17 protein-coding genes are annotated in these 12,662 nt (G+C 40.2%); all 17 read right to left on the bottom strand.

The genetic code is table 11. From position 1 onward, the window contains the following. Positions 1–3: 3 nt before the first annotated feature. The 17 genes from AC25Y1_RS10530 to AC25Y1_RS10610 all read right to left on the bottom strand — a co-directional run bounded on the left by AC25Y1_RS10530 (position 4) and on the right by AC25Y1_RS10610 (position 12,638). Positions 4–1,434 (bottom strand): distal tail protein Dit, encoded by a 1,431-nt coding sequence (locus tag AC25Y1_RS10530; RefSeq protein ID WP_488147939.1) that lies wholly within the window; start codon positions 1,432–1,434, stop codon positions 4–6. Further along, on the bottom strand, positions 1,412–4,906 hold the full coding sequence (locus AC25Y1_RS10535; protein WP_488147940.1) for a phage tail tape measure protein: 3,495 nt from the start codon (positions 4,904–4,906) through the stop codon (positions 1,412–1,414). Before AC25Y1_RS10535 ends, AC25Y1_RS10530 begins: the two co-directional genes overlap by 23 nt. After that, positions 4,896–5,063, bottom strand: a complete 168-nt coding sequence (locus AC25Y1_RS10540) for a hypothetical protein (RefSeq protein ID WP_488147941.1) — start codon at positions 5,061–5,063, stop codon at positions 4,896–4,898. The genes AC25Y1_RS10535 and AC25Y1_RS10540 overlap by 11 nt, the downstream gene beginning before the upstream one ends. A gap of 115 nt (positions 5,064–5,178) precedes the next feature. Beyond that, positions 5,179–5,484: a helix-turn-helix domain-containing protein gene (locus AC25Y1_RS10545; RefSeq protein WP_488147942.1), complete on the bottom strand. Its 306-nt coding sequence runs from the start codon at positions 5,482–5,484 to the stop codon at positions 5,179–5,181. Further along, positions 5,477–6,253, bottom strand: coding sequence for an AP2/ERF family transcription factor (locus AC25Y1_RS10550; RefSeq protein WP_488147943.1), 777 nt, complete (start codon positions 6,251–6,253; stop codon positions 5,477–5,479). Before AC25Y1_RS10550 ends, AC25Y1_RS10545 begins: the two co-directional genes overlap by 8 nt. Before the next feature lie 415 nt (positions 6,254–6,668). Continuing rightward, positions 6,669–6,992, bottom strand: a complete 324-nt coding sequence (gpG, locus tag AC25Y1_RS10555) for a phage tail assembly chaperone G (protein WP_488147944.1) — start codon at positions 6,990–6,992, stop codon at positions 6,669–6,671. A 77-nt stretch (positions 6,993–7,069) separates the two neighbouring features. Next, a complete protein-coding gene (locus tag AC25Y1_RS10560; protein WP_488147945.1) occupies positions 7,070–7,648 on the bottom strand; it encodes a major tail protein in 579 nt (192 codons plus the stop codon). Between the two features lie 45 nt (positions 7,649–7,693). Next, complete coding sequence (locus AC25Y1_RS10565) at positions 7,694–7,846, bottom strand: hypothetical protein (protein ID WP_488147946.1); 153 nt, start codon at positions 7,844–7,846, stop codon at positions 7,694–7,696. A 2-nt stretch (positions 7,847–7,848) separates the two neighbouring features. Next, positions 7,849–8,298: a hypothetical protein gene (locus tag AC25Y1_RS10570; RefSeq protein WP_488147947.1), complete on the bottom strand. Its 450-nt coding sequence runs from the start codon at positions 8,296–8,298 to the stop codon at positions 7,849–7,851. Continuing rightward, a complete protein-coding gene (locus AC25Y1_RS10575) occupies positions 8,295–8,705 on the bottom strand; it encodes an HK97-gp10 family putative phage morphogenesis protein (RefSeq protein WP_488147948.1) in 411 nt (136 codons plus the stop codon). Before AC25Y1_RS10575 ends, AC25Y1_RS10570 begins: the two co-directional genes overlap by 4 nt. Continuing rightward, the gene (locus tag AC25Y1_RS10580; RefSeq protein ID WP_488147949.1) at positions 8,689–9,003 is read right to left on the bottom strand and encodes a hypothetical protein; all 315 of its coding nucleotides are present in this window, start codon (positions 9,001–9,003) and stop codon (positions 8,689–8,691) included. The genes AC25Y1_RS10575 and AC25Y1_RS10580 overlap by 17 nt, the downstream gene beginning before the upstream one ends. Then, positions 8,990–9,295 carry a hypothetical protein gene (locus AC25Y1_RS10585; protein ID WP_488147950.1) on the bottom strand — a complete coding sequence of 102 codons (306 nt, stop codon included), beginning with the start codon at positions 9,293–9,295 and terminating at the stop codon, positions 8,990–8,992. The genes AC25Y1_RS10580 and AC25Y1_RS10585 overlap by 14 nt, the downstream gene beginning before the upstream one ends. A 9-nt stretch (positions 9,296–9,304) precedes the next feature. Further along, on the bottom strand, positions 9,305–9,457 hold the full coding sequence (locus tag AC25Y1_RS10590) for a hypothetical protein (protein ID WP_488147951.1): 153 nt from the start codon (positions 9,455–9,457) through the stop codon (positions 9,305–9,307). 15 nt (positions 9,458–9,472) lie between these two features. Then, complete coding sequence (locus AC25Y1_RS10595) at positions 9,473–10,645, bottom strand: phage major capsid protein (RefSeq protein ID WP_488147952.1); 1,173 nt, start codon at positions 10,643–10,645, stop codon at positions 9,473–9,475. Next, positions 10,642–11,214 carry an HK97 family phage prohead protease gene (locus AC25Y1_RS10600; protein WP_488147953.1) on the bottom strand — a complete coding sequence of 191 codons (573 nt, stop codon included), beginning with the start codon at positions 11,212–11,214 and terminating at the stop codon, positions 10,642–10,644. The genes AC25Y1_RS10595 and AC25Y1_RS10600 overlap by 4 nt, the downstream gene beginning before the upstream one ends. Continuing rightward, the gene (locus AC25Y1_RS10605) at positions 11,207–12,385 is read right to left on the bottom strand and encodes a phage portal protein (RefSeq protein ID WP_488147954.1); all 1,179 of its coding nucleotides are present in this window, start codon (positions 12,383–12,385) and stop codon (positions 11,207–11,209) included. The genes AC25Y1_RS10600 and AC25Y1_RS10605 overlap by 8 nt, the downstream gene beginning before the upstream one ends. Before the next feature lie 49 nt (positions 12,386–12,434). Then, positions 12,435–12,638 carry a hypothetical protein gene (locus tag AC25Y1_RS10610; protein ID WP_488147955.1) on the bottom strand — a complete coding sequence of 68 codons (204 nt, stop codon included), beginning with the start codon at positions 12,636–12,638 and terminating at the stop codon, positions 12,435–12,437. Between the last annotated feature and the right edge of the window lie 24 nt (positions 12,639–12,662).

The following is a 12,662-nucleotide window of genomic DNA, read 5'->3' on the forward strand; positions in this document are numbered from 1 at the left end:
TCCTTATGAATATTTATCACGATGTTTAACGCTTGTGTCGAATGTATTTGGCGGATGTACAATGATTTGATTCAATCCTTTTTTTAACGTAAAAAAGTCAGCGCCGAAATCCGTAGGCACTGGCGATCCGTTTATATACGCTAAATCATCTTTGTGGTCAAATGTGATAACGTCACCCGTGTGTGCGATATACGGGATGCCCTCTGGTTCGTGATTGATTCTATCCATAGAGACGGTTCTTATTCCCATGTTTTGCGTTGTATACTCACCAAATTGAGCAACGTGAACGACTACTTGTGCAACGTTTGCAGAATGCCTTTCTCCCATATCAATCGGTTTTCCGATGCGTTGGGAATAATGAATGCCGTTTGGCGTAATATGAGAAACATATGAACTCCACACGTTGTTCTCACGTTCAATCCGCATAATTCCTTTAAAATTATCCCAAAACAATAGGCTCCAATCAAACGGTTTATAAAAGAAATGGTTATCTTCATTGTTACCAATACGTGCTTCATGTATAGAGTCTGACTGCCACACTTGCGTATCTTTAAATGCTAGTTTCGCAATTTGATTGCCGTTAACATCTAGTAGATATACTTCCACACGTCCAACCATTTCGGCGTTTAGATTCCCGAAATCAATTTCGGTTTCAAGCCGAAAGTCTTTCAATGGTGTAAATGACCTCTTAATTGCGGGACCATGCCAACCCGTTCCCGTTCCGTAGTTTGACGCCTGGAATCGCCCATTTTGTGTCGTCATTTGCCCCGTGACCGCTCCATCAACCTCGCCTGTGCTTGCATTATTCCAACCTGTCATGTTTGCACCCGTAGCACTTAGAATGCGTTCATACTTCTCATATGGCGTTCCACCGTCAACGTCATAAGGTCGTCCAATCATCATGTATTCGTCATAGTTATTCGTTAACATTGCAAAAGTTGTCGGTTCTTTAACTGTTAATTCGAATATCGGTTCGGTTTCAGCCGTTCCATTATTGTTTATTACTGCGTGGTCAAGTGGATGGAATGACTTAGGAATTTCGGGACCATAAGAGTAGGGATCCGCACACAAAAATGTAACCGTCCCACTATATTGATTATTAAACTTCCTAAAGTCACCAATCGTTCCTTCGATTTCAGCATAATAAGTTCTGCCTATTTCATCATCAAATTCCAATATGGATGCTGTATCTGTTTTCAACCATTCAGCTAATTCGTCCTGTAATTCTAATGCGTGTGCATCATCCCTAGCGATAAATCCAATCGGCTGAGTGATGTATAAGGGTTCGATTTCCTTTGAACCCACATAAGCACCATCCATACCAGGTACGAATACTAGATTGTTTTTGACGGGAGAAAAAGGCGACTTTTGCCGCCCTTCCAATAAATATAGCCATGGTTTCTTTATGCCATTAAAGGTTAGTGACTTGCGCAAATTTCTCCCTCACTTTCTTCTCGTTATTTTGAAATTCTGTAACATGGCGATACGTATGCCTACTAAACTCTCGACCATCAACTTGATTAATAACAGTCGTATAAATCACCGCTTCGCCTGTTAATTGTTGCGGTTGATTATTCATGCTGTCCACAATTCTATTAGCTTCGCCCGATGGACTAACACCGCTCGCATATTGTGGAAGACGATTCATCGACCTAAGAATATCTTTTGTTTCATCATGCGTGAATACTTGTGTTCCTCGTGGTAAATCTTTGACACCAAAACCGAGCATGTCCCACCTACTACCGAGTCTTGCTAATTCTGGTCCTTCTTCACCGACTAACGCTAAACCGCCTGGATGATAGTCTGTACCTGTTGCATAAGTAGCTAATCTACTCGCTTCACCACTAGCCTTTACGTTTACAGTTTTAGATACTGGAGCACCTAAGTTTCTGTTGAGTGTGGCGATTGACGGGTTTATGCTTAAATCAACATCTTTATAAATCTTCATACCAGCCAACTCATTAGCTTCTTTTAATTTCGTTTTGACACCATCAAGTTTGGTTTGCTGTTCGTCAATTTTTGAAAGTTCTTCTTCATAGATTCCGGGACCGAGTTCGAGTTCCTTATTTCTTCTTTCCAACGCTCGTCGAGATTCATTGATTGCAGTTTGCTCTTCTTGCACCTTTTCAACTGCTCTACCCTTTTCTGCAACGATTCCTTGCTCTAAAAGTAAAGCCTGGGCATATTCATCGGTTAATGCTTCAAACGCTTCCAGTTCTTTGCCTGATAGTTCAAGTTTTGTTTTCCTGTCTGCAATTTGGTTTTTAAGTCTGTCGAGTTCTTTGTCGTGTTGGAATAGTTGAGCGTCTAATTCCCGTTGAATTTCCTCTTCAAGTCTTAATTTACGCTCTAATTCTACCCTTGCTTCACCTGTAGCACCGAGAATTTCTTTTTCTAGGTCCCTAACAATAACATTCTGTTCCAACAACTTAGCGCTAGTTTCCCGACGTTTAGCATATTCTTCGGTTTGTTCTGCTTCTTTAGCGGTTATTTCTTCGGTTAAGGCTTTATGTTTTTCTAACTCTTTCGTTTGTTTCTGCGATTCTTCATAAAGTGATTCCCGTAATCGATCATTATATAATTCACGTTCCGCTACGCTTAATTCTTTCACGATTTCGAGTACATCTACATAAGCATTACCCTGGTCGCTAATCGCTTGTGCGGCAGCAGGTGCGTTTTCCACAAGTTCGCCGTTTAGCCTTAGAAATTCTTCCATTTCTTCATTCGTGAGACCGGACTTTTCTTGCAGTTTTTCTTGTTCTCTTGTTAATCTTCCAATCGTTTCTTCGGACTTAGCATCTTCTAACTCGCTCATAATGTCCATATAACGCAACACTTCATCTGTGGATAGCTTATTTTTATTCTGCAATACTTCAAAACTAGCAATTAATTCTTCATTCGCTTCAAGCTCTTTCTTTCGAGCTTCTACCGCTTCCAACGCCTTTTGTGCGCTTTCGTCAGTTCTTTGAGTTAATGCGTATACGCCGACCGCTAAAGCACCTACACCGAGAACCGCTAAGCCAACCGGAGTCGGTCCTAGTCCCATCAGACCTATTCGCCCTATAATTCCGGCACCACTTTTTGTGCCTAATGCTGTAGATAAGCGGCCACCGATTTTCAAAACGCTACCGATACCTGTAGACATAGCTCCAAGTCCAATAGCTACGGGACCAATCGCCGCCGCTAATGCAATTGCCTTTAATATAACTCGTTGTTGTTCTTCGTCCATATCGCTAAAGGCTTGTGCACCTTCTTCGATTTTTTTAATCAATGGTTCTGCCGCTTTCAATGTATCCATAACAGCGGGAATTAGCGCTTGTCCTAATGTGATACCTATATCTTTAATCTGATTCCACAATACTTTCAACTGAGAAGCCGTTGTCTTATAACGTTCTTCAGCTTCTTCAGTAAGTGCCGTATTTTCTTTCCATGCTGTATTTGATACGTCTATTGCATCAGAGAATAATTCACTTGCGTTTCCTGCGCGTAATAAACTATCACGCAATCGAATTTCTGTGATGCCCATTTCTGACAACATGTTTATCGCAGAATCTCCGGCTTCTTCAGCGTTTCCTAGTCCTTCAATAAATTTACCTAAAGCGCCGACTGCATCTACTTCAAACGCTTTCTTAAATTCAGTGCTTGTCATTCCGGCAATATTGGAGAAGTTCCCTAAATCGACACCGGCTTTGATAAGGTTAGTCATTTCTCCGGATGTCATTCCTAGTGAGTCTGCAAGCCCTTTGAAATCTTTACTATTGTTCGACGCTAGTAGTTGCATATCTCGTAAAGACATTCCTGTTTTCCGAGAAAGCTCTTCTACTTTCGTGAATCCGACAGACGTAGCCATTTGCATATTGACCATAACTCTAGACATTGCAGAGCCACCCATCTCGGCCTTAATTCCAACCGATGTGAGGGCTGCTGATAATCCGAGTATGTCAGCTTCACTCATGCCGATTTGATCCCCGGCACCCGCTAAACGAAGACCCATCTCCACAATTTCTTCTTCAGTTGCAGCAAAGTTATTACCTAGATGAACTACCGATGAGCCTAATCTGTCGAAATCTTGCTGATTCATGCCAGTGATGTTTGCCAACCTTGCCAATGCTGTCGCCGCATCAGCACTCGACATGGTTGTTGCAACACCGAGGTCTGCCATCGTTCGCGTAAACCCTACAAGCGCTTCATTTTTAATACCAAGTTGACCAGCCGCTTCCGCAATTGCCGATATTTCTTCCGCCGACGCAGGAATTTCTTTCGCCATATCTCGAATGCTGTCAGACAATGTAGCGAATTCAACTTCAGTCATATCTACAGTTTTTCTAACACCCGCAAAAGCAGATTCATAATCCGATGCAGCCTTAAATATAGCCACACCACCCGCCACAATAGGAGCAGTTACTCGCATCGAATACGACTTACCAAAGTCAGTCATACCCTTGCCGAACTTCTGCATCTTATCGCCAGATTTAGTCATGTTCTCGCCTAATATAGTCCACGGATCTTGCTGTCTTCTGATTTCCTCGGTCAAAGCTTTCATTTCGTCATCTAAGCGTTGTAGTTGACCTTCAGTACGATTCATTTGAGCAGTAGCATTGTTGTATTGCGACGCTAAATCCTTTGTAGCTTTATCATCCTCGCCTTTGACTTTTACAGACTCGTCATACCTGTGTTTGAGCTCTTTTACTCGTTCCTGTTGAGTCTTAAATGTTCTCGACAATATATCCGACTGTTCACGCATGCCTTTCAAACTATTAGAGTAGTCACGACCGCCCGATTTAGCTAGATTCATTTCGGAGCGTAAGCCTTTCAAGTCTTGCTTGAATCCCGCTAAACCTGCTTGATTACCTTCTTGCTCAAAGGAAAGTCTGGTCTTTAAACTACCAATATCTTTACTCGCCATTTATCTTCACCAACTTTAAATCAATATTCAGATTTGGTATTTCTATTCGTGTTTCTTCTTGCGACTCGTCCGATTCCTCTTTTACGCCTGCCATGAAAATACCGCCTGGATGATAGTCTGTACCAGTCACATAAGAATGTAATTTGCTCGCTCGCATATCTGATCACCTCTCATTTTTCGCATAAAAAAGCACCCACCAATGATAGTGAGTGTTTTTTGATATTTTTATTTTGTCTTCGCTAGCGGTAGGAAGTCCACTTATTTGGAATAATTTACTTCAGCACCCTTTTCACAAGTTCGTCCACGCTCATTCCGTAATTTGAAGCGATTTTCTTTAGCGCTTGCATTTCACGTGTCGGATAGGATTCATCAAAAGATTCGTCATTTTTTACTGGTACTTGTTTGATTGAGCCACCTTCAGTAATCCACTTTTCAATAGAATCTCTATGGAATAAAATCTTCCCTCTAATTTTTACAGCAGGGATTTCCTCTAGCCTAACCATAGTGTAGATAGTTACGATTGAAACATCTAAAAGTTTTGAAAGCTCTTTAACATTAAGCACAATCTTTTCATCCATATCTTAACTTCCTTTTAATTTTGTCTTGAGGTGTTTTTTTCGGGAAGTTTAATATCGCTTTATCACCATGTAATTCGATTGCTTTTTCATCGTAGGCTTTAGCGGCTTCTAGTTCGGTTTGGAATCTTCCAATGTGTTTGAGTTTCCCTTGACTACCAATCCTTGCGCACCACTTTCCTCTTCCTTTATCAAAATAAGTTCCCCTAGACTTCGGCCCTTCGACACGCTGTTGCCATCCCGTATCTTTTGTTATAGTTTCTACACTGCTATCCTTGTCTCTTTCGTTCTGGAAAGAATGCTCTCCGAAGTAGGTTTTGGCGGCACGATTGTACACTTCAGCCGCTTCCCACTCGGATGCGAATTGTCCAAGATATTTCAACTTACCATCTACCCTTATTTGGGAAAACCATTTCTGGGATTTTTTATTGAGTGAAACGCCTTTATATATTGACGAGCAATTCCTAGAGCCTCCTCTAGATTGATTAATTTCACTTCTTTTAGCAATTCGTAAATTGTCCTTTTTAAAATTTAACCTGTTCCCATCGTTAAAAGTTATGGCGTGTTTTCTGTCCGTTTTTACAGACAAAATAAATTGTTGTAGCGAAACTCTTCCTTGTTTTTCCGATGTGTTTTCATTTCTATTAACAACCAAGCTTGATTCGTTAACAATGCTCGCACACCAATTAAACTCCATACAACGCTCATAATCCTCGTCATCCACAATTGCAAACATACCATTTTGTAATTCAATCTTCTTACTCATTTTCATGACCTCCCAAGTCGCCCCATTTTATTTTTAACAGGCAAGAAGTTGGGTAACTTCCTTTCGGGTGTACATCCCTAGCCTGTTTTCTGATTATACCACAACTAATCAAAATAGTTCCATTTTAATCAAAATAAAAAGCCACGATTAACGGACGTGGCTGAACCGGTTTGCACCATTTTACGCATGGTTACGAGATTTGGATGACCTCCTATTTACCAACGTTCGGATAGGTAATATTCTTCTTCTTTCTTCGGAGCATCTACTTCTTCGTGTTCCACAATCTCGTAGAAGAAGTGGACATCAAGTGAATCAATTTCATTCATTGAATATCTTGGAGCGTTCACACTTTTAGGAAACATCATTGTTTTATATAAACTTTTCATGGAAGCATACATTTCGGTGAATGTCACCGGTTCTATTACTTCCCCGGCTCGTTTCCCTCGTCATCTTCCGTTTTCTTCTTAGGCTTGGTTCCCCAAATTGCTTCGTTTAGTTTTTCATCAAAATACCACTTTTCCGTACCTTCGAGCAGTTGTTCAGCAGTGAACTGATTTCCAAAAACGACGGACGTGAGAATCGCATGAACTGCATCCTCTTCGGCTAATAATTCCCGAGTAGTCGCATCTTCTTCTCTTTCTTCCGCCGCCGCTCGCACTTCTAAAAACTTCCTGCGCGCCAACATTGGTGTAATCGGAGCGTTAAATATTTTCTTCTCACCATCTATAAGTAGTTCAATTTGCATAGCATTTCCTCCCCGTCTTTTTTTAACTTACAATAAAATTTCTACCAATTACCGCCGCCCCAATTCCGAGGGGCACGTTAGGGTGTCGGCAGGTAGTCTTTATCAACTACCGAATCAAACCATTGTTCAAAGATTTCTTTATCCACAATGTCAGGATCGTTCTCCCATGCTTTTGCTTTTTCTTCACCATCATGAAGACGCGGAATTGCTTCGCCAGTTAAATTCGGCGTTTGATAAGATGGAGTTTCCTGTTTCGTTTCTTTATTTTCTTCTGCAGGAGCAAATTTCACGCGGTAAATCCAGAAATACTCTTCCCCACCACGTCCGCTTTCTGCTTTACCACCAATTGCGATATATGGAGCTGCATCATCCGCATTGTCAGAGATAATTCCGTTGGCATGAATTGTTTTACCAAGAATATCGGCTTCAACTTGTTTTTCTAAATATGCTGTATTAAGGGTTACGGCCGTCGGTCCTTTTGCGGAATCCGAGAATAATACTTTATTATCTGCGCGTAAATTCGCACGGTTTACCGAGGGCTGAATATTAAGTGCCATTGCTGGACCTAATCTTTTAACTTCTCCGTAGACCGTTTCTGTGTCGTTTTCTTCTGTAATAATTGCGTATACTAAATTATCTAATCCTTTAATAGCCATTTAATAGCCTCCTAGTTGATTGTAGTTTTTTATTTCATCATTCATTTAATTCTCTAATGTTTCGACAAATCCATTTTCTTGCATATATTGAAATTCCAAATCAAGAATAACACCGATATTTTCAACCGTGATTGTGACACCTTGTTCAATAAGCTTTGGGTAAATGTATTCCGCTACTTTTTGCATGTCTAATTCCATTTTTATTTCACCTCAATTGTAGTTTCATAGTTAAATCTCATAATTTTTCTAAATTTTTTCATGTCATCGTCATAAGTTTCGCTAGCGAACATTCGACCGAATCCTGCGGCCTTTAATCTGCTTTCAACCTGTTCTACTAGATTGATAAAATTGCCGCTTGAAAAAACATCCACTTGAATGAAATACTTCGTGATTATCTCCACATTGTCTGCATTCATTCTGGGTGCTTCGTTATACGTTAGAAAAACGATATAGGTATCAGCGGTATTGTTATAACGCATGGATGCCACAGGGACACCAAGAGGTTTGAGAGTATCCATGATTAGCTTGTTTAGATTAATTTTAGGAACATTGTTAATTGCTATTGCTGACTCTGTTTTTTGTATGTTATCGTCATTTGAATCGTTGTTAAATCCAATTATTTTTAAATATGTTCCGCTATCTAAACTCACGACATTCCCATCCCCTTTCTAAATACGTCCACATAGGCATCTAGTATCTCGTTTTTACTATTTTCATAGGTAATGCTAGCGAACGGCTTGGGAGCCATGAAACGCTTCGAACGCACGTTGTAGTAGCCGAATTCGTGCATATAGAGATAATAGCCCGGCACTTTTTTACCGCCTTCTGTACCAACAAATATTTCGCCATTAACCGGATCAGTTCGCGTTAATGATTCTCTAGCTTCGCCGCTTCTTATGTTCAGTCCCATTGAATAGACATTCGCAATCATATTTGTAAGCAGCACATCAGCACCAGATATCAACGCTACATCCTTTAACTCTTCTGTTACGCCTTCAATTCTTTCGATTTCGGCAATTAGCTCATCGATTCCCTCGAAATCAAGTTGCATGGTCATCAGCCTTTCGACTGCAAACCAATTCAGTTAAATCGCCTTTATTGTAAGTTCGCTCCACTTTGTGTTCTTTTTCTTCATATAATAATTTTTCCTCGCCACCGTATTCAATTGAATGGACTTCAAACATATAAGTAAGTGCTACGCCTTCCTGTTTAGCACTCCAAAATTCATTCGATCTAATGCTTAATCGATTAGCTAAAATAGGAGGTTGTGGACCTTCTTCAGTGTTTGGAAATCCGTCGTCGTCCACAGTCTCTACTAAACTAATCAATTGTATTTCATCATCAAACGTCCCCATTTTTAACACCGCCTACAACGAGATTGTGTAATCGCCATTGCAGATGTCGGGGCATATTGATAGGTTTACCGACTACCTTCGTTTGAGTGTCTGTAACGCTCTGGTAACGCCATGTGGAGTAGTCGACAATGAACATGAGATGGTGTGGATTTGTTTCATCCAACACCAACCCTTGGTCATCCTCTAATTCTTTGACTACGCCTTTAATAATCGCTTCGAGATATGCATCCCTTGCTGTCGCTCGAATACCGATTCGCGCTTTTACTAATTCGAGAATAGTTGCTGTATTCATTTGTATCGCCTACTTTTCGGCTTTTTTCGTTGCCTTTTCCAAATATCCTTTTTCAACTAAAAAGGCGACCCTTTTCTCGTCTTTGTGAGAGTAGGAATCGCCTTTTTCATATTCTTTTTTCGTGAATTTATCACGGAATGGTGATTTTACTTTGTTCGCCATTTATATCACCCCTTCTTAAACTTCTGGAATTGCTGGCGTATAAGTGACATAATAACCCGCTGAGTCGTCCACAGATTTTACATCAAATCGTACGAAGCCTGCCAATAGTTGACCGTAAATGTCATTGTCTACCCATTTAACAGATGCTTGTTTACGGTTGAATAGAGTAATAAACTCGTAAGCGTCACCGAAGAATCCAACTAAGTCACCGTCTGCATTACCGATAACATCATCATCAAGAACAATAACTTCTTTTCCTTTGATTCGTTTACCAGATGCAACAGTGATGTCATCTTCTAGTAAGTAGCGACCGTTTTTGTCTTTCAGTAAATCAAGTGCATTGAATAGTGAAGATGAAACAAATGCTTTCGTATTATAAACTTTCTTGAAATCTTTATTGAACATTGTCACGATACCATCTAATCCAGAAACTGCTTTAACTGGCGCCGTTTTAAAGATGGCTGAAATTTGTTCATTTTTCGTGTTACGCTCTTGATCTCGAATATCTTCAGCAATCATTCCTGCAATGTCATAATCTGCATCGTCAATTGCTTCCTGTGAAATCGGAACATAACCACGGTACGTTTCGATGTCATAAGTTACTTCATCGAATGTCGGTGTAGCAAGTTTTGGATTCGCGGCCAATTCAGCAACAGAAACAAATTTACCGTTAGATTTCTTGATGATTGGATATTTACCAGAACCGCGTGTAACTGGAAGATTACGAACATATAGAGTTAGGTCTAATACGTCCACAAGTTCTTTTTTAGGAGCCATCAAATCCTCTGGAATTAATGCGCCACCTTCAACCGACGTAAAGTCCCCACGCTCTTGAATAGCCCCTTTAGATCGTACAAATGCATTGATTCCTTCGCGTACTTCAATTTCGTTTGGCATAGTTCGTTTACCTCCTGCTTTTGGTTTTTTTCGGTTAGATGCTTCAAGTTCGCCTTCGAGTCCTTCAATTTCTTCTTCGAGTGTCGTTTTTTCGCCTTCTGCTGCTTCGATTGCTTCGTCATTTTCTTTTACATTTGCTTCAACAGCAGTTAAATCTTCTTCTGTTTCAATACCTTCGATAGATTCCTCAAGCTCACTACGCTTAACAAGTAGTTCTGCGATTCTTTCCTCCACAGTTTTGAGTGAGTTACGTTTCAAATTAAGTTTTGCTCCGATTAATACTGGATTCATTTCGACATCCGCTCCTTTAATTGTTTTTTGCGTTGCTCTAATTTTTGTTTCTTCATTTTGTCAATATCTTTGCGACGGGCTGATATATCAGTTTGGGGATATGCGGGAAAAGCAGTTATGGAAACTTCTAATAGTTCCGCTTCCGTAATTCGCCATTTCATAGTGCCGTCATCATTTTCAATGCGTTCTTCTTTTGTTGGATAAAAGCCGAATGAACACCCACGAACTTTACCTGTTTGCACTTTTCGATAGGCTGATTTAGCATTCGGGTCTTCCATGTCGATTGTCACGCTTCCCCATAATCCCGTTTCGTCTGATTTAAGCTCAAGCGTATTGCTCAAAACGCTACCCAATACCATTCGGGAATCATGATTATCCAATGCCATAATATCGGCACTACGTAAACTTTCCGTAAACGCTCCGGGCGCGACTTCTTCAAATGCTCCTGGCCATAGTTCGGTTTCCTTGTCGTATACAACAAAATAACCCTCAATGACCGCTTCACCTTCAATGTCGCTGTCACGGGTTTTTAAATCAGACGTGAAATGCATACGGCGTTTTTCACTCATCATTTTCACCTCCTTTTAATTTGTTCTGGTCGCCTAATTTATTGGCCGGAATGTAATTCTCCAAAATGATTAATTCGTTCATCTCGCCATCCGGATCCAAACCAATCCAATCTCTTAATTCATTTCTTCGCATTGCGTTTCTATCGACCATCATCGTTCCGGCTGTTACCATTTCGGTTAAATCATAGCTGAATAGACTTCGTGGATTTAAACGGAAAAACCAGTTCGGGTTATAAAGTAAATCCCTCGTTAATGTTTGGGAGAATACTTGTCCAATCGAGTAAATCCGAGTGTTAATAAAGTTGTTATATTCTTCTTTATCAAACTCGCCAACGCCCAGAAAAAATGCCGGCACTCCAATGAGTCCAGCAACAGTTTTTTTATCCAATTCGACACCTTCAATAATGGCAATATCTTTGAGTGATAACGGTTTTACTTGTTCAACTTTTATTAAGTCAGCGGGTAATACCCATGGTTTTCTTCCACTGTCTGATTCAGATACATATTTATCAAGTATTTTTTCTCGTCCTTCTTCACTTGCTAATTCGTCCGTCATGGCATCCACAAATAGAATGATTGACGGCATATACGTACCACTCATAAAACTATTCTTCGTTTTATCGGCTTGGGTTAGGTTTTTAATAATGTCTCGTAGAATGACACGGTAGCCTGTCCCACGATATGGTCTATTAGGGTCGGGATTTATTACAAAATGGATAACCTCATCTGGTCTGTACGTTTTCCCATCATAGCTGATTAAATAATCGTTTCCATCTTCTTCATAATTGACAGCCGACATAGGAAATGGCTTTAAATCATCAATCAACCCCGTTTCAGAATCAACACCGATGTGGACGACAGAATTTCCATCACCGTGTAAAAGCATATCCGTGACAATTTTATGAACCCAACCTTTACGAGTCATATTCCGATGTGGTTCAACATCTATTTTTCGGGATAGCCCATTGCGTAATCGCTTATCGCCTTCGTCTGTATTCTCCATTAGGTGAATTGTCATATTAGAAACTAAGTCTGCAATCTTATCTACTGCAATTCGCACATCTGGATTATCGGATAATCTTGTGTAACCTGGTGTACTTAAATCGCCAAATGTGAAAGGTATTTCCATCACGCTTTTTGACCGCTTTTTGAATCTGTCGAAAAACTTCATTTGTTCACCGCCTTTCTAAACTGCTGAATGTCGTGGAAGTGGATGCGAATTAGACTTCTTCTTTATTTTCTTCGTATTCTTTACCGTAAGCATTTTCGTAATAATATAGAGATTTTTCATAATGGTATCGAAATAGCGTCTGATGCTTTGACCTTATTTTGTTTCGCTTGCTCAAGTGATAGTCAAGAAACATTCCATACCATAACGCTTTTACATACCTTTTCACCGCACCCGAAATCTTCGTTTCGTTCATTATTCAATCCCTCCCACTCATTAT

The organism is Sporosarcina sp. Y1009, assembly GCF_057669865.1.

Bases quoted from the DNA above. Each gene is read 5' to 3' on its own strand.
- AC25Y1_RS10535 (WP_488147940.1), bottom strand. From the start codon at position 4,906: ATGGCGAGTAAAGATATTGGTAGTTTAAAGACCAGACTTTCCTTTGAG.
- AC25Y1_RS10540 (WP_488147941.1), bottom strand. From the start codon at position 5,063: ATGCGAGCGAGCAAATTACATTCTTATGTGACTGGTACAGACTATCAT.
- AC25Y1_RS10545 (WP_488147942.1), bottom strand. From the start codon at position 5,484: ATGGATGAAAAGATTGTGCTTAATGTTAAAGAGCTTTCAAAACTTTTA.
- AC25Y1_RS10550 (WP_488147943.1), bottom strand. From the start codon at position 6,253: ATGAAAATGAGTAAGAAGATTGAATTACAAAATGGTATGTTTGCAATT.
- gpG (WP_488147944.1), bottom strand. From the start codon at position 6,992: ATGCAAATTGAACTACTTATAGATGGTGAGAAGAAAATATTTAACGCT.
- AC25Y1_RS10560 (WP_488147945.1), bottom strand. From the start codon at position 7,648: ATGGCTATTAAAGGATTAGATAATTTAGTATACGCAATTATTACAGAA.
- AC25Y1_RS10565 (WP_488147946.1), bottom strand. From the start codon at position 7,846: ATGGAATTAGACATGCAAAAAGTAGCGGAATACATTTACCCAAAGCTT.
- AC25Y1_RS10575 (WP_488147948.1), bottom strand. From the start codon at position 8,705: ATGACCATGCAACTTGATTTCGAGGGAATCGATGAGCTAATTGCCGAA.
- AC25Y1_RS10580 (WP_488147949.1), bottom strand. From the start codon at position 9,003: ATGGGGACGTTTGATGATGAAATACAATTGATTAGTTTAGTAGAGACT.
- AC25Y1_RS10585 (WP_488147950.1), bottom strand. From the start codon at position 9,295: ATGAATACAGCAACTATTCTCGAATTAGTAAAAGCGCGAATCGGTATT.
- AC25Y1_RS10590 (WP_488147951.1), bottom strand. From the start codon at position 9,457: ATGGCGAACAAAGTAAAATCACCATTCCGTGATAAATTCACGAAAAAA.
- AC25Y1_RS10595 (WP_488147952.1), bottom strand. From the start codon at position 10,645: ATGAATCCAGTATTAATCGGAGCAAAACTTAATTTGAAACGTAACTCA.
- AC25Y1_RS10600 (WP_488147953.1), bottom strand. From the start codon at position 11,214: ATGAGTGAAAAACGCCGTATGCATTTCACGTCTGATTTAAAAACCCGT.
- AC25Y1_RS10605 (WP_488147954.1), bottom strand. From the start codon at position 12,385: ATGAAGTTTTTCGACAGATTCAAAAAGCGGTCAAAAAGCGTGATGGAA.
- AC25Y1_RS10610 (WP_488147955.1), bottom strand. From the start codon at position 12,638: ATGAACGAAACGAAGATTTCGGGTGCGGTGAAAAGGTATGTAAAAGCG.